This window comes from Desulfovibrio sp. Huiquan2017, from assembly GCF_017351175.1.
Lineage (GTDB): Bacteria > Desulfobacterota > Desulfovibrionia > Desulfovibrionales > Desulfovibrionaceae > Pseudodesulfovibrio.
Window position 1 is genome coordinate 1 of sequence record NZ_JAFMPN010000027.1, and the last position, 20,261, is coordinate 20,261.

Annotated in this window: 15 protein-coding genes and 2 tRNA genes; 13 read left to right on the plus strand and 4 right to left on the minus strand. The window is 63.1% G+C overall.

The window, feature by feature from the left end; translation table 11 throughout:
* Together J0909_RS17925 and J0909_RS17930 are read right to left on the minus strand one after the other, a co-directional pair.
* Positions 1–227 (minus strand): DUF6538 domain-containing protein (locus J0909_RS17925; protein WP_353616794.1); only part of this gene is annotated, 227 nt, incomplete at its 3' end.
* Positions 228–380: 153 nt separating this feature from the next.
* Positions 381–467, minus strand: a tRNA-Leu gene (locus J0909_RS17930).
* Between the two features lie 158 nt (positions 468–625).
* Between J0909_RS17930 and J0909_RS17935 the strand changes: the two genes are divergently transcribed.
* Positions 626–1,531 carry an AEC family transporter gene (locus J0909_RS17935; protein ID WP_207265044.1) on the plus strand — a complete coding sequence of 302 codons (906 nt, stop codon included), beginning with the start codon at positions 626–628 and terminating at the stop codon, positions 1,529–1,531.
* A gap of 80 nt (positions 1,532–1,611) precedes the next feature.
* On the opposite strand, the gene J0909_RS17940 is transcribed toward J0909_RS17935, so the two are convergent.
* The gene (locus J0909_RS17940) at positions 1,612–3,321 is read right to left on the minus strand and encodes a methyl-accepting chemotaxis protein (protein WP_207265045.1); all 1,710 of its coding nucleotides are present in this window, start codon (positions 3,319–3,321) and stop codon (positions 1,612–1,614) included.
* A gap of 164 nt (positions 3,322–3,485) precedes the next feature.
* On the opposite strand from J0909_RS17940, the gene J0909_RS17945 reads away from it, so the two are divergent.
* From J0909_RS17945 to J0909_RS17965, 5 genes are all read left to right on the plus strand, one after another.
* Positions 3,486–4,703 carry a bifunctional folylpolyglutamate synthase/dihydrofolate synthase gene (locus J0909_RS17945; protein ID WP_353616795.1) on the plus strand — a complete coding sequence of 406 codons (1,218 nt, stop codon included), beginning with the start codon at positions 3,486–3,488 and terminating at the stop codon, positions 4,701–4,703.
* Between the two features lie 13 nt (positions 4,704–4,716).
* Positions 4,717–6,123 carry an L-seryl-tRNA(Sec) selenium transferase gene (selA, locus tag J0909_RS17950; protein WP_207265046.1) on the plus strand — a complete coding sequence of 469 codons (1,407 nt, stop codon included), beginning with the start codon at positions 4,717–4,719 and terminating at the stop codon, positions 6,121–6,123.
* Between the two features lie 12 nt (positions 6,124–6,135).
* Positions 6,136–7,518: an aminopeptidase gene (locus J0909_RS17955; protein ID WP_207265047.1), complete on the plus strand. Its 1,383-nt coding sequence runs from the start codon at positions 6,136–6,138 to the stop codon at positions 7,516–7,518.
* A 182-nt stretch (positions 7,519–7,700) separates the two neighbouring features.
* Complete coding sequence (gene selB / locus J0909_RS17960) at positions 7,701–9,608, plus strand: selenocysteine-specific translation elongation factor (protein WP_207265048.1); 1,908 nt, start codon at positions 7,701–7,703, stop codon at positions 9,606–9,608.
* A gap of 31 nt (positions 9,609–9,639) precedes the next feature.
* Positions 9,640–10,404, plus strand: a complete 765-nt coding sequence (locus tag J0909_RS17965) for a lipid-binding SYLF domain-containing protein (protein WP_207265049.1) — start codon at positions 9,640–9,642, stop codon at positions 10,402–10,404.
* On the opposite strand, the gene J0909_RS17970 is transcribed toward J0909_RS17965, so the two are convergent.
* Positions 10,397–10,472: transfer RNA gene (locus J0909_RS17970), tRNA-His, on the minus strand. The two genes, J0909_RS17965 and J0909_RS17970, sit on opposite strands and share 8 nt — an antisense overlap.
* Before the next feature lie 68 nt (positions 10,473–10,540).
* Between J0909_RS17970 and murA the strand changes: the two genes are divergently transcribed.
* The 7 genes from murA to metG all read left to right on the plus strand — a co-directional run bounded on the left by murA (position 10,541) and on the right by metG (position 20,179).
* Positions 10,541–11,797: a UDP-N-acetylglucosamine 1-carboxyvinyltransferase gene (murA, locus tag J0909_RS17975; protein ID WP_207265050.1), complete on the plus strand. Its 1,257-nt coding sequence runs from the start codon at positions 10,541–10,543 to the stop codon at positions 11,795–11,797.
* Between the two features lie 305 nt (positions 11,798–12,102).
* The gene (locus tag J0909_RS17980) at positions 12,103–14,646 is read left to right on the plus strand and encodes a DNA internalization-related competence protein ComEC/Rec2 (protein WP_353616796.1); all 2,544 of its coding nucleotides are present in this window, start codon (positions 12,103–12,105) and stop codon (positions 14,644–14,646) included.
* Complete coding sequence (locus tag J0909_RS17985; RefSeq protein ID WP_207265052.1) at positions 14,643–15,506, plus strand: HDOD domain-containing protein; 864 nt, start codon at positions 14,643–14,645, stop codon at positions 15,504–15,506. The genes J0909_RS17980 and J0909_RS17985 overlap by 4 nt, the downstream gene beginning before the upstream one ends.
* Positions 15,506–16,387 carry an MBL fold metallo-hydrolase gene (locus J0909_RS17990; RefSeq protein ID WP_207265053.1) on the plus strand — a complete coding sequence of 294 codons (882 nt, stop codon included), beginning with the start codon at positions 15,506–15,508 and terminating at the stop codon, positions 16,385–16,387. The genes J0909_RS17985 and J0909_RS17990 overlap by 1 nt, the downstream gene beginning before the upstream one ends.
* Before the next feature lie 109 nt (positions 16,388–16,496).
* Positions 16,497–16,892, plus strand: a complete 396-nt coding sequence (locus tag J0909_RS17995) for a response regulator (protein WP_207265054.1) — start codon at positions 16,497–16,499, stop codon at positions 16,890–16,892.
* Between the two features lie 179 nt (positions 16,893–17,071).
* On the plus strand, positions 17,072–18,193 hold the full coding sequence (locus tag J0909_RS18000) for a PSP1 domain-containing protein (RefSeq protein WP_207265055.1): 1,122 nt from the start codon (positions 17,072–17,074) through the stop codon (positions 18,191–18,193).
* Positions 18,194–18,238: 45 nt separating this feature from the next.
* A complete protein-coding gene (gene metG / locus J0909_RS18005) occupies positions 18,239–20,179 on the plus strand; it encodes a methionine--tRNA ligase (RefSeq protein ID WP_207265056.1) in 1,941 nt (646 codons plus the stop codon).
* Positions 20,180–20,261: the final 82 nt, after the last annotated feature.

Here is a 20,261-nt window from a genome sequence, read left to right on the forward strand (position 1 = left end):
TCATCCATGGGGAGTTCACCGTTCCTCATCTTGGTCAGTATGCGTTTTATGCCCGAGGCCAATATTCGGGCCTTGGGCCTTGCTTTGGCCAGGTAGCCTGTCTGGAGAGACATCCTGACTTCGGAGCGGCCCAACGAGTCCCGCAGGTCGTGCGGGATGACGTGGCGAAAGTAATAGATTGAGCCCTTTCGGTAAAGATGGTTCGGGGAACGCGCGATTCGCAGCATGTGACGTCTCCGGCGGCAGACGATTCCGGGTACTTTGACCCATCACTTTGACCCCTTGGGGTCAAATCACGCCGAAAAGAAGACAATCACGTAACTTGCCGGATAAAAAAGAAAAAGGGTTGCAGCTGTTTAGCCGCAACCCTTGTTTCATTCTGGTGCCGAAGAGAAGACTCGAACTTCCACGGTCGTGAAACCACATGGTCCTGAACCATGCGTGTCTACCAATTCCACCACTTCGGCACGTTCAGGCGAAAAGGCTTATATATTCCCGGCGGGCGGTTGGCAAGCTTTTTTTGCGAGGAAATGCGCAAAAGGGCGGGGATGGGGGGCGGGGTGCGGAACACCTTGAAATCGCCGCTGAATCCCGGTAACGGACTGGGCACATCTGGAGTGTTTTCATGGACAATTTCTTGTTGTTGGGCGTTTGTTTCCTGCTGGGCGTGGGGTTGCGGGTCGGCGGGATTATCGACGAGCACGGCCCCGCCGCCCTGAACGCGGTTATCATCCATATGTCTCTGCCTGCCTTGGCGGTGCTTTACGCCCATGACCTGCCCCTCGGGCCCGAGCTGATTCTGCCTGCGGCCATGGCCTGGATTGTTTTCGGCGTGGGATACTGCCTGTTTGTCTTCCTGGGCCGTCGTATGGGCTGGGACCGTCCAACCGTGGTTTGTCTGGCCCTGACCGGGGGGCTGGGCAATACTTCCTTTGTCGGGCTGCCCATGATCGAGGCCTTCTTCGGGCCCCAGTATCTCGGTGTGGGCATGCTTTGCGACACCGCCGGTTCGTTCATGGTTCTGGCCGTGCCGGGCATCATCCTGGCCGCCGGCGCCTCCGGCCGGGCCGTGAGCGGGCGCGAACTGATTCGTAAGGTTCTGCTCTTTCCTCCGCTTATCGCCATCGTCGTGGGCTTCGCACTGCATGCGGTTCCCTACCCGGCGTGGCTGACCGGGATGCTCTCCCGGCTTGGCTCCACCTTGAGTCCCCTGGCCCTGGTGTCCGTGGGCCTAAGCCTGCGCTTCGACGCGATACGCGGGGCGGGCAGGGAGTTGCTCGTGGGCTTGGGCTACAAACTGCTGCTCGCGCCGGTCCTTATCCTCGTCCTCTATTTTTGGGGGCTGGGGCAGACGGACATGGTCGCCAAGGTCACCGTTTTCGAGGCGGGCATGGGACCGATGATTTCCGGCGGAATCGTCGCCATGAGCTACGGCGCCCGTCCCCGGCTGGCCGCGATTATGCTCGGCATCGGCGTGCCGCTTTCCATTTTGACCCGTCCTCTGTGGTATTGGCTGCTCATGGCCCTGTAACCGGGCCTCGCGCATGGGCAAAGAAACGGGCGCGCCGCATCACATGCGGCGCGCCCTTTTTCGTTTGGTGTCGGGAGCGGCTAGAACCGCTCGAAGTCCTGGTCTTCGTTCATGTCCAGGCTGATGCCCCGGTCCGCTTCCGTCGCGGTCGGCTGCGGCCGGGAAGGCGGCAATTGAGCCTGGGCGGTCCGGGTGACCCGGGTGCGGGAGGGCCGTGTCTGGGACCGTGCAGTTTGGGTGTCGATGGTGAAGTACCGCATGGCCTGTTGGAGCTGGGCGGCCTGCGTGGTGAATTCCCGGGCGGCCGAGGCCAGCTCTTCGGAGGCTCCGGCATTTTGTTGGATGACGCTGTCCAACTCCTGGATGGCCTTGTTGATCTCCTGGGCTCCGGCATTCTGTTCGGAGCTGGCCGCCGAGATCTCCTGGACCAGGTCGGCGGTCTTGCGGATGTCGGGGACCATGCGGGTCAGCATGTTACCGGCTTCGTCGGCCTTGACCAGGGTGGAGGTGGACAGCTCACCGATTTCGGCGGCAGCTATGCCGCTGCGTTCGGCCAGTTTGCGCACCTCGGCCGCGACCACGGCGAATCCCTTGCCCGCTTCGCCCGCCCGGGCAGCCTCGATGGCCGCATTTAAGGCCAGGAGGTTGGTCTGCCGGGCGATTTCCTCGATGATCGAGATCTTTTCGGCGATGTTCTTGATGGAGTGGACCGCCTCCATGACGGTTTCGCCGCCCTTTTGGGCATCCTGGGCCGCCTGGTGGGCCATGCGTTCGGTTTGGCTGGCGTTTTCGGTATTCCGGCTTATCTGGCCGATCATCTCCTCCATGGAGGCGGAGACCTCCTCCACGGACGCGGCCTGGCGATTGGCGCCGTCGGCCAGGGCCGTAGCCGAGCCGGTCACTTCGACGCTGCCCGAGGCCACTTGGTCCGCTCCATCCTTGGCCTGACCCACGATCTGCCGCAGGCGCTCGACCATGGTCCCCAGGGAGGCGGTCAGCCTGCCGGGCTCGTCGTTGTATTCGGAAGAGATGTTCCGGGTCAGGTCGCCTGCGGCCACATGGTCGGCCAGCTCCAGGGCCTCGTGCAGAGGCAGGACGATGGAGCGGACGATGAGCAGGCAGAAGGGCAGGATGAGCAGGGCGAACACGGCAAAAATGGTCCCGCCGATGCCCCAGACATAGTCGGAGACGATGTCCCCGATCTTAGCGGTGATGCTCTGCTTTTCCTCATTCACGTTGTCGAGGTAGACGCCGGTGCCGATCCACATGTCCGTACCGGGGATGAGCGTGGCATAGGAAAGCTTGGGCTGGTCGCCTTTGCCGGGCTTGGGCCAGATGTAGGTTACGAACCCGCCGCCGTTGTGGGCGACCTTGTTCAGCTCGACCACCAGTTGGAGCCCGTTGGGATCCTTGAGGCCGCTCAAGTCCTTGCCTTGCTTGTCGTGGGCCGTGGGCAGACAGACGTTGACCGTCTGGTTGTAAACGAAGAAGTAGCCGGATTGGTCGCTTTCAAAACGGATCTTGTCCACCAGTTTGCGGATCAATTGGATCCGGGCCTCGGTGTCGGCCACATCCGCGAGGGCCGTGCCCAGGGTTTCGGCCATGGCGAGGGTGGCGACCTCAAGCTTGCGTTTTTCTCCTTCGAGCATGGAGGTGGTGGCGAAATCAACACCCACTTTCTCGATTTTGGATACGCCGTCGAAGAAGGCCAGGGAAAATCCCACCGTGAATAGTACTATACAGCAAATCAGCAGTAATATTCTGGTTTTGATAGTTATCTTTCTCAGCATCTTTTTTTTCTCCTTGACAAAGTTGCCGGGGTAGCGATTAGCACATTCTTCCCTTTTTGCACTATGAAATAAAAAATAATAACGAGTCGAGAGGCACGCGTCCGGCGGCGGGGGTCGTCTTCCGGGAGTTCCCTGTCGGCCGCTTTCCTGGTAGGAGCCTCTTTGTGAAACACTTCAGCACCTATTCCGAACTTTGCGATTATATGGACCGGCTCGGTCTGTTCCATATGGATCTGACTCTGGGACGTATGGAAGCCTTCTGGGCGGCGCGCGGTCTGCCCGATATCCCCATGATCCACGTGGTCGGCACCAATGGCAAAGGGTCCACCTGTGCCTTTCTGACCTCCCTGGCCCGGGCCCATGGACAGAAGGTCGGCACCTTCACCTCGCCGCACTTCGTTTCCCCTCGGGAGCGCATCCAGGTCAATCGGCGCATGCTTTCCGAACAGACTTGGGTGGATCTGGCCAACGAGGCCATGTCTGTGCCCGGCGCCGAGGACCTGACCTACTTCGAATTCCAGACCTGTCTGGCCATGCTCGCCTTCGAACAGGCCGGGGTGAATTTGGCCGTCATGGAGGCCGGGTTGGGCGGCCGTTTCGACGCGACCGTCGCGTTCAAGCCGAGCCTGACCCTGTTCGCGCCCATCGGCATGGATCACGAGAAGATCCTCGGGCCGACTCTCTCGGACATCGCCAGGGACAAGGCCGGGGCCATCCTTGAGGGCGGAGTGGCTCTGACCGGCCCTCAGGAACCCGAGGCCATGATCCGCTTGCAAGAGCGGGCCGAGGCGGTCCACGCAAGGCTGGTCTACACCGTGGATGTGGCCGGACCCGTGGGCGCCGTGCGCCTCGGTCTCAAGGGTATCCATCAGACGGCCAACGCCCGCCTGGCATTGGCCGGATGGCGCTGGTTCGCGGCGGGTCGGTCTTTACGTACGGATCATATTACGGAACGGTTCGGCCTGGAGAGCGCCTTTTTGCCGGGCCGGTTCCAGCGCGTGGAGCATGACGGTCGGGAGCTCATCCTGGACGGAGCGCACAATGCCCACGCCCTGACCGCCCTGAATGCGGCCCTCAAGTCCGAGGGCATCCGGCCTGGGAAGGTGGTTTTCGCCTGCCTGCGCGACAAGAATTTGACCGACATGCTGCCGCTCATCCGAAGCCTGACCGATGGCCCCATTCTGGTCCCGGCCATGCACGGCGAGCGGGCCGCGGACAACCAGACCATCGCCCGGGCCATCGGGGAGCGGGCTTCGGCGTCGGAATCGTTGCAGGCGGCACTGTCCACGGGGCCCGATGCCCAGGGACCGACACTGGTATGCGGGTCCTTGTATTTGCTTGCCGAGTTCTATATCCTGAATCCTCGTTTTCTCACCGCCTAACACTGGAAGACGCATGAGCAATCTTTTCAGGTACCTGCCGTCCGTGGACGAGGTCCTTTCCGGTTTGATCAAGGCCGAGGGCATTGAGGATTTACCCCGTCCGCTGGTCAAGGATCTCGTCAACGAGTTCCTGGACATCTGCCGCGAGGAGATCCGTGCGGGTGCGTTCTCCGAGGCCGGGCAACTTTCGGCAAAGGCCCTGTCGCCCCGGTTGACCGCCTACGTCCGGTCCAAGGCGCGGCCCCACTTTCGCCGGGTGCTCAACGCCACGGGCGTGGTCATTCACACCAATCTGGGCCGCTCTCTATTGGCCAAGCCCGCCATCGAGGCCGTAACCGAGGCCTGCGCCCATTATTCCAACTGCGAGTTCGACCTGGCCACGGGCAAGCGCGGCAGCCGCTACTCCCACGTGGAGCGGATTCTCTGCGACATCACCGGGGCCGAGGCCGCACTGGTGGTCAACAACAATGCGGCCGCCGTGTTCATCATGCTCGAAACCCTGGCCAAGGGGCATGAGGTCATCGTCTCGCGCGGCCAGTTGGTGGAGATCGGCGGTTCCTTCCGCATCCCGGACGTCATGGCCAAGTCCGGCGCGCGCCTGAGGGAGGTAGGGGCCACCAACCGGACCCATGTCCATGACTACGAGAACGCCATTGGCGACGAGACCGCCGCGCTCATGCGCGTGCACACCTCCAATTTTCGCGTGGTCGGCTTTACCAAGGAGGTCGGCCTGGCCGAGATGCGTGTGCTCGGGGACCGCTACGGGCTTCCGGTCATCGAGGATCTGGGGTCCGGCACCCTCTATTCCCTGGCGGGGGAGGGCCTGCTCGGTGAGCCCACGGTGCAGCAGGTGGTGGCCCAGGGCGCTGACGTGGTCTCGTTTTCGGGCGACAAGGTCCTGGGCGGCCCCCAGGCGGGCATCATTGTCGGCCGTAAGGAATATATCGACCGTATCAAGAAAAACCCGATCAACCGAGCCGTGCGCATCGATAAGATGACCCTGGCCGCCCTGGAGGCGACCCTGCGGCTGTATCTCGACATGGACGAGGCGCGACGCAGGATTCCGACCTTGAACATGATCACCTCCTCGCCCGAGGCCCTCAAGTCCAAGGCGCGGCGGTTGGCCGAGGCTGTGCGCGAGGCCCTGGGCGACCGGGTCGAGGTCGGCATGAAAAAGGGCTTCTCCCGCGTGGGCGGCGGCTCTTTTCCCGAGTACGACCTGCCCGGCACCATGGTCACCGTGGACATCCGGGGGATCACGGCGCAGGCTTTGCGCGGCGCGTTGCTCGACACCGACCCGCCGCTGGTGGCGCGCATTGAGGACGATGAATTTTTGCTGGACCCGCGCACCCTGGGGTCCTCCGAACTCAAGTTGGCTGCCCGCGCCCTGGAACAGGCCGCGGATGCACTGACCGAATAACAAGGATACGCCATGAGCAAGCTGCAATTGGAATACGAGCCCAAGTCCGCCTGGGAGGCCTATGCCTCGGACGAGCACAGGGCGGCCATGAACGGGCTGGCCGCCGAGTACGTGAAATTCTTGAGCGAATGCAAGACCGAGCGTCTGGTCATGGACTACGTGCGGGAAAAGGTCACGGCCGCCGGTTTCGTCGAGGACTTCGGCGGGGAGCGGGTCTATCGCTTCAATCGCAACAAGACCTGCTTTCTGGCCCGCAAGGGGAGGCGGCCCCTGTCCGAGGGCTACAGGCTGGTCGGGGCCCACGCGGACTGCCCGCGTCTGGACCTCAAGCAGCGTCCGCTTTATGAGGACCTGGACATCTGCCTGGCCAAGACCCATTACTATGGCGGCATTCGCAAGTATCAGTGGCTGACCATTCCGTTGGCCCTGCACGGCACCGTGGTCAAGAAGTCCGGCGAGACCGTCACCGTGTGCATCGGCGAGGCTCCGACCGATCCTGTCTTCACTATTTCCGACCTGTTGCCGCACCTGGCCTACAAGGAAGTGACCAAGAAGGTCGAGGACGCCTTTGAGGCCGAGAAGCTCAACCTGATCCTGGGCCAGTCTCCGGTTCCGGCGCCGTCCGACGACGCGGACAAGGCCAAGGAGCCGGTCAAGCGCAAGGTCCTGGAGCTCCTGAACGAGCGCTACGGCATTGAGGAAGCCGATTTTCTTAGCGCGGAGATGCAGGCCGTGCCCGCCGGTCCGGCCCGCTTCGTCGGCCTGGACGAATCCCTCGTCGGCGGCTACGGACAGGACGACCGGTCCAGCGTGTTCTGCGCGCTTGAGGCCTTTCTGGCCGAGCCCGAGCCGGAATACTGCCAGGTAGTGCTCTTTTGGGACAAGGAGGAGATCGGCTCCGAGGGCGCCACGGGCGCCAAGTCCTATTTTTTCGAGTATTGCATGGAGGAATTGGTGGACGCCTGGGAACCGGGCGCGCGCCTGTCCCGGGTGCTGATGAACGGCTCGGCCCTGTCCGCCGATGTGTCCGCGGCCATGGACCCGGATTACAAGGATGTCTACGAGCCGCTCAACGCCGCCAGACTGGGCTATGGTCCGTGCTTCAACAAGTTCACCGGACATCGTGGCAAGGTCGGGGCCAATGATGCCCACCCGGATTTCGTCGGCTGGCTGCGGTCCATATTCGACGGCGCGGGTGTTCCCTGGCACATGTCCGAGCTGGGCAAGGTGGATGCGGGCGGCGGCGGCACCGTGGCCAAGTTCCTGGCCGTGTACGGCATGGACGTCATAGACGTGGGCGTGCCGGTCTTGTCCATGCATTCGCCTTTCGAACTGGCCGCCAAGGCCGACATCTACGCCTGCGTCCTGGCCTTCCGGGAGTTCCTGAAGCGGTAGGGCGGACGAGACGCGCGACATGGGGGCGGCGGGATCTTTCCGCCGCCCTTTTTTTCTCTCGCCGCCGGGGGAGACGGGACCGCCGCGTTTCCGCGCGGTCTTGTTACGCGGCTCTTTTTTCTCTACCATGGCCTCCTGTCGCCATGTGAATCTCAACCAGCACGTAGCGGGGAACACGTATTATGCCCGTCATCATGGGAACCGCCGGCCACATCGACCACGGCAAGACCACACTCATCAAGGCGCTCACCGGCATCGACTGCGACCGGTTGTCCGAAGAAAAGAAGCGCGGCATCACCATCGAACTGGGATTCGCCTTCCTGGATCTCGGCGAAGGGGACCGGTTGGGCATCGTGGACGTGCCCGGCCACGAGAAATTCGTCAAGAATATGGTCGCGGGCGCGGCGGGCGTGGACTTCGTGGTCCTGGTCATCGCCGCCGACGAGGGCATCATGCCCCAGACCCGCGAGCATCTGGAGATCTGCCAGCTCCTGGGCGTGACCACCGGCCTGGTGGTCCTGACCAAGATCGACATGGTTGATGCGGAGTGGTTGGAGATGGTCCGGGAGGAGGCGGCCGCCTACCTGGAACCGACCTTTCTCGGCGGCGCGCTCATCCTGCCGGTTTCCGCCCACACCGGCCAGGGGCTGGACGCTCTCAGGGATGCGCTCAGGAAATTGGTGGCCGAGTTCCGGCCCCGGCGGCGCTCAGATCTCTTCCGGCTGCCCGTGGACCGGGTCTTCACCATGAAGGGCCACGGTACCGTGGTCACCGGGACCATGATTTCCGGCTCCATCTCCGTGGGCGAGGACGTCCGTCTCTATCCCGGCGAGACCGCCACCAAGGTGCGCAGCCTGCAATCCCACGGCGAATCCGTGGAAACGGCTCAGGCGGGGCGGCGCACCGCCGTGAACCTGGCCGGGCTGGAGGTGGACGACGTCCATCGGGGCGACGTCCTGGCCCGACCCGGCAGTCTGTTCCCGTCCGATGTCTGGGATATCGAACTGACCGTGCTCGCATCCTCGCGCCTGCCGCTGAAGCACCGCAAGGAGATTCATTTCCATCACGGCGCGCGGGAAGTCCTGGCGCGCATCTATCTGCTCGACCGCGACGAGCTTGCGCCCGGCGAGACGGCCGTCTGCCAGGCCCGTTTCACCGAGCCCATGGCCGGAGTCTGGGGCGACCGCATCGTCCTGCGCTCCTTCTCGCCTCTGCGTGCCTTTGCGGGCGGGAGGGTCATCGGGCCGTCCGGTCACCGCGTGAAGCGGTTCTCCGAGGACGTGGACCTGCTGGCGCGGCTCGCCTCGGACGCGCCCGAAGACGTGGCCGAGGCCCAGTTGGCGCTGGCCGGGGCCAAGGGCTTGAGCTTCGCCGAGCTGTTGACCATGACCAACCTGGAGACGAAGGGGCTGGAAAAGACCCTGGGAGTGCTCGGCGGGCAACGGAGGGCCGTGCTTTTCGACAAGGAGACCCGGCGCTATGCGGGCGGGGAATTGGCCGAGCGGCTGTCTTCGGAGCTCCTTGAATTTCTGAAGGGTTTTCATCGACGGGAATCCATGAAGCCCGGGGTGCAGCGGGGCGAACTGGCCTCGTCCTGGGGGCGGGATTTGCCGCCCAAGTTTCTGCATTTTCTTCTCGAACGGCTGCTCAAGCAGGGCGGGATCGAGGTCGAGCAGGAGGTCATCCGGCTCAAGGGGCACAAGGTTTCTCTCGCCTCGGATCAGGCCAAGGTCCGCGAGAGAATCCTGTCCGCCTATGTCGGGGGCGGGGCCACGCCGCCTAATCTCAAGGATGTGCTCGAACCGCTCGGACTGGACGCCAAGCAGGCCGCGCCCGTGCTCAAGTTGTTGCAGGACCAGGGCGAGCTGATCCGCATCAAGGACGATATGTACTACCACACTCCGGCGTTGCACGGCATCCGTGACGGCATCATCGGCTTCTTCGCCGATCATAGGGAGATGACTGCCCCGGACTTCAAGGAACTGACCGGGCTTTCGCGCAAGTATCTCATTCCGGTCCTTGAATATTTCGACAAGGAGAAATTGACCGTGCGTGTGGGCGATGCCCGCCGTCTGCGCAAACGGTCTTGACAGGGTAGGACGCACCCTTTAGGCCAAAGCTATGCCTATTCGCGCATTAAATATCCTGTCCGTTCTGCTCTGCCTGGTCCTGGTGTCCGGGTGCGCTGCGACGGGCTCCAACGGGGCGGTCACCAATCGGGGAACGGCTCAGGCCCTGGTGGACGAATCCTCCGGTATGCTTGAACATTACCTGGAAAAGGACCGCGACGGCTTCTTGCGAGACCTGCTCCGCGACGCCAAGGCGGTCATGATTATCCCGGCCGTGGGCGACGTCAGCTTTTTCTTTTCCCTGGGGCACGGCAACGCCCTGTTGGCCGCTCGCACGGATGCCGGCTGGACCGGCCCGGTCTTCCTGTCCAAGACCTCGGTGGGCTGGGGATTGCAAGCGGGCATATCCAAGGAGTCCGGTCTGCTTTTGATCATGCACGAGGACGACGTCCGCTATATCCTCGAAAAAGGCGCGGCCCTGCGCGGCCAGGCCAGGATCGTGGCCCTGAATGCCGAGCTCGAGGCCAATCAGACGCCCGAGTTCTACGAGTCCGGGGATATTTATTTCGTGGGCGAACGGTCCGGCTTGTACGCGGGCATGGCCCTGAGTACCGGCGGATATACCAATCGCACCGCTTTGAACCAGGCCTTTTCCGGTGTGGAGGGCGGCGCTCCCGAGACCATTCTTTTCGAAAAGAGGATTCGGCCCCACGGCGCGGAACGGCTGTTGGAGCTGTTGGACGGGGCCGGTTCCGGCACCCCGAAAAACGAAAAGGACGGAACCGAAGTTCCGTCCAATCGTGTCGATCTGGGGTGAGTGATGGGACTTGAACCCACGGCCCCCTGGGCCACAACCAGGTGCTCTACCAACTGAGCTACACCCACCGCGTGAGGGGCAGGTTTTAACGAAGCTTTCTCCCCCGGTCAAGTAAAAGAATCAAAAAAGGATACAAATGGATAAACTTATCATCGAGGGCGGCGTCCCGCTCCAGGGCGGCATCCGGGTCAGCGGCGCAAAAAACGCGGCTCTGCCTATTCTCATGGCCTGTCTTTTGGCCGACGGAAAGGTCTCCCTGAGCAATGTGCCGCGTCTGGCGGATATCCGCACCTCTCTCAAGCTGCTGAACATCCTCGGCTGCGAAACCACCTTTGAAAATAACGAGGCCACCAGCCTGTGCACGGGCCTTAAGCCCGAGGCTCCCTACGACCTGGTCAAGACCATGCGCGCCTCGGTCCTTTGCCTCGGGCCGCTCCTGGCCCGGCTGGGCGAGGCCAAGGTGGCCCTGCCCGGCGGCTGCGCCATCGGCGCGCGGCCCGTGGACCTGCACCTGCGCGGCTTCGAGCGCATGGGCGCGGAGTTCGAGATTACCGAAGGCTACATCAAGGGGCGCTGTAAGGGCGGCCTGAAGGGTGCCTCCATCTCCCTGGATTTCCCCACGGTGGGCGGCACCGAGAACATCCTCATGGCCGCGTCCCTGGCCGACGGCGAGACCGTGATCGAGAATGCTGCCCGCGAGCCCGAGGTGGTCGATCTGGCCAACTTCCTCAATGCCTGCGGGGCCCGGATCACCGGCCAGGGCACCAGTGTGCTGCACGTCGAGGGCGTGTCCTCGCTGACCGGCTGCGGGTATCGCATCATGCCCGACCGCATTGAGGCCGGGACCTACATGGTCGCGGCGGCCATCACCGGCGGCGAACTGGAAATCCTGGATTGCCCGTTCCAGGATCTGGACGCGGTCAGCTACAAGCTGCGCGAAATGGGCGTCTGGCTTCAGGAGGAAGACGACTACGTCCTGGTCCGCCGGGCCAACGGGCTGCTTGAGAACGTGGATGTGACCACGTTGCCGCACCCCGGCTACCCCACGGACATGCAGGCCCAGCTCATGGCCCTGATGTGTTTCGGCCAGGGCATCGGGACCATCGAGGAGAAGATCTTCGAGAACCGCTTCATGCACGTTCTCGAATTGGTCCGCCTGGGCGCGGACATCCGCCTCAAGGGGCGGACCGCCATGGTCAAGGGCGTGGGCAGCCTCAAGGGCGCGCCGGTCATGGCCTCCGACCTTCGCGCCAGCGCCTCCCTGGTTCTCGCCGGGCTGGCCGCCGAAGGGACCACCACCATTGAGCGCATCTACCATCTCGACCGGGGTTACGAAAACATCGAGGCCAAACTCTCCGGCGTGGGCGCCCGCATCAGGCGCGTCGCGGGCTGATCAGATACCTTTGGCGAAAAAAGCCGGGCCCCCTTCAGGGAGCCCGGCCTTTTTTTGTGGTGCCTCCGGCGGCCAGAGGGGAACCTTTTGAAAAAGTTTTCCCTCTGGACTCCCTTTCAAAATTTTTTGTGTGCCTTCGGCAAGGGCGTGCAGTCACGGAAAGACGTGCTTGTAGGGGCGGACACCTTTCGTCCGCGCCCGGCTCCGCGAAGCGGCGACAAGAGGTTTGGGAAAAGAACGGGATGGGGGCCGGGGGAGGCAGCCTTTGCTTTCTCAACGGGCGGGTTCCTGGTAACGGTGGGGATGTGAAGGACGCCTGCTGGACATATGAGGCCTCGGTGCCGGGATTGCTGCCGTGGCAGACGTATGTGCTGGCCTTTACGGTCGGGGTTTTCGCCATCCGTTCGCCATGGCCTTCGGGCGCGGCGCTCTTCCTGCTCATCCTGGCCGAGCGGGCGTTGCGCGGGCGGGACTGCCGCGTGCCGGTGTTGGCCGTGGCTCTGTGCGCGGTCTTCGGCTTTGCCTACGCCACGCAACGCACGCCCGCATCGCCGGGAGACGTGCCCGGTTGGATGGCGGCGCGCAAGGCCGTGGTCATGGAGGGCGTGGTGGACCGGGCCGAGCCGAGGCCGGGCCACCGTTTGCGGGTGATTCTGGCAGGGGTGACCTGCGACGCGGGGCAGGGGGCCGAGCCGTTGCCCGGCAAGGTCGCCTGGTTTCTCCGTGGCGCGGAGTACACGCCGTTGCCGGGGCAGCGGGTGCGGGCCGTAGCCAGGCTGGCTCCCCTGCGTAATTTTGGCGATCCCGGGGTGTGGGATTACCGCTGGTATTGGCTGCGTCAAGGCGTGTTCTGGCGCGCCTGGCCCTCGGGCCGGGGGCAACAGGTCTGGGGCGAGCGGCCCGACACTTCTTTGGCGGGCATGCGCAACGGCCTGCGGGCGCGGGTGGCCCAGTTGCTGCCCGATGGACGGGGCGGGTCCATGGTCTTGGCTTTGACCACCGGGGACCGCTCCCGGCTGGACGCGGAGACCATGGACGCCACCCGAAGCGCGGGGTTGGCGCATACCCTGGCCCTGTCCGGTCTGCACGTGGGGTTCGTGGCCGCCATGGGCTGGGGATTAGCATGGCTCCTCGGACGGCTGTGGCCGGGGCTGCTGTTGCGCTTGCCGCGTCCCAAGCTGGCCGTTTACCTGGCCGCGCCGCTGGTCCTGGCCTATGCCTGGCTCGGACAGCCGTCGGCCTCGCTCATCCGCGCCTCGGTCATGTTCGGCTTCTGGGGCGTGCTCCTGCTTCAGGGGCGGGGGCGGGTGCTCATGGATGGGCTGTTTTTCGCCCTGGCGGTCATCGTTTTTGTCTCGCCCTTGTCCGTGTACGATCTCGGTTTGCAGATGTCCCTGTCCGCCGTGGCCGGGATCGGGTTGCTCTATCCGTTTTTCCGTTTTCTCTTTGCTGCCCGACGCGGGGGTCCCATGCGCCTGCTGTCGTGGGCGGCGGGCGTGCTGGCGGTCAGCGTTTGCGCCACGCTGGCGATCATGCCGCTGGTCTCCTGGTATTTCGGCACGTTCAGTCCGAACCTGCTGCTTAACATGGTCTGGCTCCCGGTCCTGGGCTGTGTGGTCATGCCGCTCGGGTTGGCCGGCATGATTCTGGCCGTCCCGGCTTGGACCGCGCCCGCCGGGGCGTTGCTGCTCGGCTTGGCCGCGCGCGTCACGGACGGGCTGCTCCGGCTGCTGGATGCGGTGCGGAGTGGGGGCTGGACTCCGGTTTTCGCCGTGCTGCGGCCCCTGTGGCCGGAACTGCTCGGGTTTGCGCTGCTTCTGGTCGCTACGGCGGTCTGCCTGCGCGGACGGCGGAAGGCTCCGGTCCTGCTGGCCGGGCTCGGCTTTGTCCTGCTCGTCGCGCCCCATGTGTTTGTCATGGCCGAGGACAGCCGAGACCGGGTCTCTTTGACCATGCTCGATGTGGGATTGGGCCAGTCCCTGGTGATTTCCCTGCCCGGCGGCCGCCGTTGGCTGGTGGATGCGGGCGGAGGGTCACCCACCTTCGATCTGGGCCAGGCCGTGGTGGGGCCGTCCCTGGCCCTGGGGCGCGCACCCCGGCTGGAGGGCATTTTCCTGTCCCACCCGGACACGGACCACAGCCATGGGCTTCCATACCTCCTGGAGCGGTTTGTCGTGGGCGCGCTGTACACCAACGACATGCTCCCCCGCGGCCTGACCGGCGACCGGCTGCGTCGGGTTCTGGACGCAATCGGGATGGAGCCCGTGGCCCTGCAAGCCGGGGATGCGGTGGACTTGGCGCCCGGCGTGCGCGCGGCCGTCCTGCACCCGGGTGCCGGGTTCGCCGGATCGCGGGCCAACGAGCGTTCTCTGGTTTTACGCCTGGAACGGGACGGCCGGTCCCTGGCGCTTCTGCCGGGAGATATCGAGATCGGCGGCATCCGGGCCATGCGTGAGCGCGGTGCGGACGTGGCGGCCGAGGTCCTGGTCCTGCCGCACCACGGCAGCCGCCGGAGCTTCGACCCGGCATTCTACGCGGCCGTGGGGCCCAAAGCCGTGCTGTGTTCCAACGGTTTCATGAACCGCTACGGGTTTCCGGATCCCGGCGTGGCCTCGGCAGCCGGAGCGGTCGCCGGGAACGGGGTGTACGCCACGGCGCGGTGCGGTCGGGTGGTTTGCCGTTGGGACGGTTCCTACGGCCCCCTCCGGATCGAGACCTGGTTGACGGGAGCCGCTTGCCAGGAATGTCCGTCTGATATAGAAACCCAAGTAAGACCCGCGCCGGGTTCGGATGCGTGGAAAACAGGCCCGGTTGTCCCCGGCCCGCCGCAACAGGCAGATGATCCATGAAGAACGACGTCAAACAAGAATTGCTCGAAGCCGTGGAGCGGATGCCCGCTTTCCCTCAAAGCGTGCGTCAGGTCTTGGCGTTGTCGGGGGACGTCAACTGTTCGCAGAAGGACCTGGTGGAGGTCATAAAAAAGGACCCGGTTTTCACCCTCAAGATCCTGCGCCTGGTCAATTCCCCTTATTTCGGGTTGTCCCGGGAGATCACGTCCATTAATCACGCCAGCGTCTACCTCGGCCTGAACACCCTCAAGAATGCGGCTCTGAGCCTGGCGGCGGTGGGGGCCATCCCCCGGGAGGCCTCCGCGCGGATGGACATGGGCGCGTTCTGGCTCCATTCCCTGGCCGTGGCCGCATGCGCGAGCATGCTCGGACGCAGGCTCGGGGTGTCCCGCGATGACGCGGCCAATTATTTCGCGGCTGGGTTGCTGCACGATATCGGCAAGGTGGTCTTCGCTCTGTATATGCCCGCCGGGTTCGAGGCCGCTCTCCGTGAGAGCGCCGAGTCGGACGTGTCGCTGCATCAGTGCGAACGCGAGATCATCGGGGCCACCCATGCGGACATCGGCGGGCTGCTGGCCGAAAAATGGCGTCTGCCCGGCGAACTCGGGGAAGCCGTCGCCTCCCATCATTCCATGGACCGGGGCGGGGATTTCATGCTCTGCGACTGTCTGTTCGCCGCCAATCAGATCAGCAAGAAGCTGGCTTTCGGCTCGGCCGGGAATTTCGAGGTGGAGCCGCTGCCCTCGGGCGTGGCAAACCGGTTCGGCATGGCCCTGGATGAACTTGCAGCGGACCTGCACACCTTGGGCGAAGAGGTCGAAAACGCACGCATCTTCATCAAGCTCGGAGAGTCCCGCTGATGCGCGTTCGGTTCCGAGGCACGCGCGGCTCCCTGCCGGTGCCGGGGGCGCGGACCGTCAGGTACGGCGGCAACACCTCGTGCATCGAGATCCGCGCCGACGACGGCCACCCGCTTATTCTCGACGCGGGCACCGGCATCCGCGAACTGGGTCGCGAAATGGCCCGGCGGGAGCCCGGCGTTTGCGATATCTTCATCACCCATACCCATTGGGATCATATCTCCGGACTGCCGTTCTTTCTCCCCCTGTTCGTGCCCGGCAACCGCGTGACCCTTTACGGTCCGGCCGATCCCTTGAACAGGGTCGGCATCGAGGCTGTTTTGTCCCGGCAGATGGAGTACCCGTTTTTTCCGGTGCGGACCGCAGAACTCGCGGCGGACATAGGGTACCGCACCCTGGTTGAGGGCGAGACCGTGGACCTCGGGATCGCCGAGGTCACGCCTCTGCTCATGAACCACCCGGCCCCGAATTTCGGCTACCTGGTGCGCTGCGATGGCCGCTCCCTGTTCTTTACGGGGGACCATGAGCCGTTCGGCAACATCTATTCTCCTGGAGACGCGGACTTCGAGGCCTACGAGGCCCTGGTGAACGAACGCAACCGGGACATCATTGATTGCCTGCGCGGCGTGGACCTGCTCGTCATTGACGCCCAGTACACCTCGGAGGAATATCTGCGTAAGAAGGGGTGGGGCCATGGCTCCATGGACACGGCCCTGGAGCTGGCCCGGGAGGCCGGGGTCGGACGGGTGGTGCTGACCCATCACGACGTGGACCGGACCGATACGGATTTGGACGTTCTGGAGGGCCTGCTGCGGGCCCGATGGGCCGACCGGGGCGTGTCCTTCGAACTGGCCCGGGAGGGCATGGAGCTTGCGCTGTGAGCCCGTTCCGGGAGGGGGCGTGGGGGGCGGACTGTTGCGCTTTTCTTGAGAAAGTGACATTGAAACATATCTCCAACCCAAGACGGCTGGACACAGAGGAGGGCGGAAGATGAAAGCGTTGATCGTGGATGACGATTTTTACAGCAGGAATATGATTCACGAGATATTGCGTCAGGTAGCCAAGTGCGACATCGCCGTGAACGGCGAGGAGGCCATCGAGGCCTTTCGGCACGGTCTGCTTGAAGGCGAGCCCTACGATCTGGTCTGCCTCGACCTGCTTATGCCGGAATTGGACGGCCAGCAGGCCCTGCGTGAAATCCGCATCTTGGAGCAGGAGAACGGCGTCAGCCCGCACAGCGAATCCAAGATCATCGTCACCACCATGCTCGCGGACGAAAAGGAAACCCATGACGCCTTTTTTCTCGGAGGGGCCACATCCTACCTGGTCAAGCCCATCGACGAGAAAAAACTCATGGACGAGATCAAGAGCCTCGGGCTCATCTGAACCGTCCAGGATCGGAAAATCCCAAGACATCTTAGCCGGGTGCCGTGTCTTGAAGCGGCATCCGCCTTCGCGTTCCCGATCGGATTTGAAGTTGGCGCCGTTTTCTAATATGTTGTCTTTCTTTGCGCGATACTTACTCCCCCCGCAACCAGGGGGGCTTTTATACAGGATAGGAACGCATGAGCCAAATACTTGGTGTTAAATTTAATGATTACGGACAGGTGTACTATTTTGGCTCCGGCCCGTTCGTAGTCCGAGAAGGCCAGCACGTCATCGTCAAGACCGATCAGGGCATGGGGCTCGGCAAGGTCGTCCTGGTCCGCCAGGCCCCCAAGGAAATGGACGACGAGGACCCCGAGGGCCACAAGGCCATCTATCGGCTGGCCAATGACAAGGATATGGAGGCGGTGGCAGAGAACGAAGTCCTTTCCAGGGATGCCTTCAAATTTTGTCGCGCCTGCATCAATACCCACAAACTGGGCATGAAGCTGGTGGATGTGGAGGTCTTTTTCGACCGCTCCAAGATGGTTTTTTATTTCACCGCGCCCGGTCGCATCGACTTTCGCGAGTTGATCAAGGACCTGGTCAAGGAGTACCGCACCCGCATCGAGCTGCGGCAGATCGGTGTGCGCCACGAGACCCAGATGCTTGGGGCCATCGGCAACTGCGGCCAGATGTGCTGCTGCCGCCGTTTCATGCGTAAGTTCGTGCCCGTGACCATCAAAATGGCCAAGGAACAGAACCTGTTCCTCAATCCCACCAAGATCTCAGGTATCTGTGGGCGGCTGCTTTGCTGCCTGAGCTTCGAGCAGAAGGGGTATGAGGAGTTTCACCGCATGTGTCCGCGCGTGGGCAAGAAATATCCGACCTCCCTTGGGCAGATGAAGGTTCTGCGCTCCAATTTCTTCAAGAAATCCCTTTCGCTGCTTGACGAGAACTTCGAAGAGCAGGAAGTTTCCATTGACGAATGGAATGAAATAGTTAACAAGCCGCCGAGCGACGAGGCCAAGGCGGAAGCCAAGGCCCGGGCCACCGGTCCCAAGGCGCGCAGAGGCGGACGTCGTCCCACGCGGCCTGAAGGCCCGTCCCCGGAACCCGGCCAGCCCGAGACCGAGCCCCTGTCCCTCGCCCAGGAAGACGCCCCGGACCGGGACGAGCGCAAGCGCCGTCCACGCAAGGATGGTCCCGCCGCACGGCCCGAACAGGCGGCCGACGCCCCCGACGACGGGGAATCCGCCGACGCAAAGTCCAAACGCGCCCGCCGCCCCAGACGACGCAGGCGCAGGCCTCCCAAGAAGTAACGCCTGCCCGGGCGGCTTCTTCCGTCACGACAAGGAGAATTCGAATTGCAACGCTTTTACATCACCACGCCCATTTATTACGTGAACGCCAAACCCCATCTGGGACATGCGTACACCACCACCGTGGCCGATTCCCTGAATCGCTTCCACAAGCTCATGGGCGAGGAGACCTACTTTCTGACCGGCACCGACGAGCATGGCGACAAGATCGTCCAGGCTGCGGAAAGCAACGGCCAGACGCCTCAGGAGTATGTTGACGTCATCAGCAAGCTCTTTCAGGACCTCTGGCCGAACATGAACATTTCCAACGACGACTTCATCCGCACCACCGAACCCCGGCACAAGGAAGTCGTTCAGGATATCCTGCAAAAGGTCTACGACGCCGGAGACATCTACTTCGGCGAGTACGGCGGCCATTACTGCTTTGGCTGCGAGCGGTTCTACACCGAGAAGGAACTGGTCAACGGCCTGTGCCCGGACCACCAGACCAAGCCCGAGTACATCGCCGAGAAGAATTACTTTTTCAAGATGTCCAAGTACCGCGACTGGCTGCTGGACCACATCCAAAAGCATCCGGACTTCATCCGCCCCGAGCATTACCGCAACGAGGTCGTTTCCCTGCTCGAATCCGGCGAGCTTGAGGATCTGTGTATCTCCCGGCCCAAGTCTCGCCTGACCTGGGGCATCGAGCTGCCCTTCGACTCCGAGTACGTGACCTACGTGTGGTTCGACGCGTTGATCAACTACGTGGCCGCCCTGGGTTGGCCCGACGGCGAGAAATTCAAGAAGTTTTGGCCCGTAGCGAATCACATTGTGGCCAAGGACATCCTCAAGCCCCACGCGATCTTCTGGCCGACCATGCTCAAGGCCGCCGGGATTGAACCGTATCAGCACCTCAACGTGCATGGCTATTGGCTGGTGGCGGACACCAAGATGTCCAAGTCCCTCGGCAATGTAGTCGAACCTCTGGCCATGAAGGACGCCTACGGCCTCGACGCTTTCCGCTATTTCCTGCTGCGCGAGATGTCCTTCGGCCAGGACTCCAGTTTCTCCGAGAAGGCCCTGGTCGGCCGTCTCAACGCGGACCTGGCCAATGACCTGGGCAACCTGTTCAACCGTACCTTGTCCATGACCCACAAGTATTTCGGCGGCAACATTCCCCACCCCGACGTGGAAGACGTGGTCGATGCGGAGATCAAGAAGATCGGCCAGGACGCCATGCAGTCCTTCCAGGACTTCTTTACGGAACTGAAGTTTTCCCGCGCTCTCGAAGGGCTGTGGGAATTAGTCCGGGGCCTGAATAAATACATCGACGAGACCGCGCCCTGGACCCTGTTCAAGGCGGGCAACACCGGGCGGTTGTCCACGGTCATCTATGTCCTTCTCGAAAACATGCGCAAGATCGCCGTGCACCTCTGGCCTGTCATGCCGGAGGCGTCCGAGAAGATGCTCGAACAGCTCGGCATCAGCTTCGCCCCGGAAAAGGTCAACCTGCCCAAGGAATTGGACGTCTGGGGGCTGCTTGAATCCGACGTCGCCGTGGCCGAGACCTCCAATCTCTTCCCCCGTGTGGACCTGTCCGCCGAAGATGCTCCGGAAAAGCCCGTCGCCAAGCCCAAGAAAGCTTCCAAGAAGGAGGCCAAGGCGGAGGCAGCCGTGGCCGAGATCGAGTTCGAGGATTTCCAGAAACTCGACGTGCGCGTGGGCACGGTAAAGGAAGTGGAAAAGCATCCCGATGCGGACCGGCTGCTGCTGGTCAAGGTCGATACCGGCGACAAGGACCTGCGCCAAGTGGTGGCGGGCCTCGCCGACTACTTCCAGCCCGACGACCTTGTCGGCCGCCAGGTGGTCGTGGTTGCCAATCTCAAGCCCCGCAAGTTGCGCAAGCAACTCTCGCAAGGCATGATCCTGGCCGTCAAAACCGACAACGGCATGGAATTGCTGACGCCCTCGGGCGAAGTCGCCCCCGGCAGCAAGGTCAGCTAGGCGTTCAGCCCGATATGACTATGAAAAAGGGCCCCTTCAAGGGGCCTTTTCTTATGCGGCCCCATGTCAAGGACTCCCGTAT

Excerpts from the sequence above, each read along its gene's own strand:
- J0909_RS17935 (WP_207265044.1), top strand. The coding sequence starts at position 626 with ATGGACAATTTCTTGTTGTTGGGCGTTTGTTTCCTGCTGGGCGTGGGG.
- J0909_RS17940 (WP_207265045.1), bottom strand. The coding sequence starts at position 3,321 with ATGCTGAGAAAGATAACTATCAAAACCAGAATATTACTGCTGATTTGC.
- selA (WP_207265046.1), top strand. The coding sequence starts at position 4,717 with ATGAGCAATCTTTTCAGGTACCTGCCGTCCGTGGACGAGGTCCTTTCC.
- J0909_RS17955 (WP_207265047.1), top strand. The coding sequence starts at position 6,136 with ATGAGCAAGCTGCAATTGGAATACGAGCCCAAGTCCGCCTGGGAGGCC.
- selB (WP_207265048.1), top strand. The coding sequence starts at position 7,701 with ATGCCCGTCATCATGGGAACCGCCGGCCACATCGACCACGGCAAGACC.
- J0909_RS17965 (WP_207265049.1), top strand. The coding sequence starts at position 9,640 with ATGCCTATTCGCGCATTAAATATCCTGTCCGTTCTGCTCTGCCTGGTC.
- murA (WP_207265050.1), top strand. The coding sequence starts at position 10,541 with ATGGATAAACTTATCATCGAGGGCGGCGTCCCGCTCCAGGGCGGCATC.
- J0909_RS17985 (WP_207265052.1), top strand. The coding sequence starts at position 14,643 with ATGAAGAACGACGTCAAACAAGAATTGCTCGAAGCCGTGGAGCGGATG.
- J0909_RS17990 (WP_207265053.1), top strand. The coding sequence starts at position 15,506 with ATGCGCGTTCGGTTCCGAGGCACGCGCGGCTCCCTGCCGGTGCCGGGG.
- J0909_RS17995 (WP_207265054.1), top strand. The coding sequence starts at position 16,497 with ATGAAAGCGTTGATCGTGGATGACGATTTTTACAGCAGGAATATGATT.
- J0909_RS18000 (WP_207265055.1), top strand. The coding sequence starts at position 17,072 with ATGAGCCAAATACTTGGTGTTAAATTTAATGATTACGGACAGGTGTAC.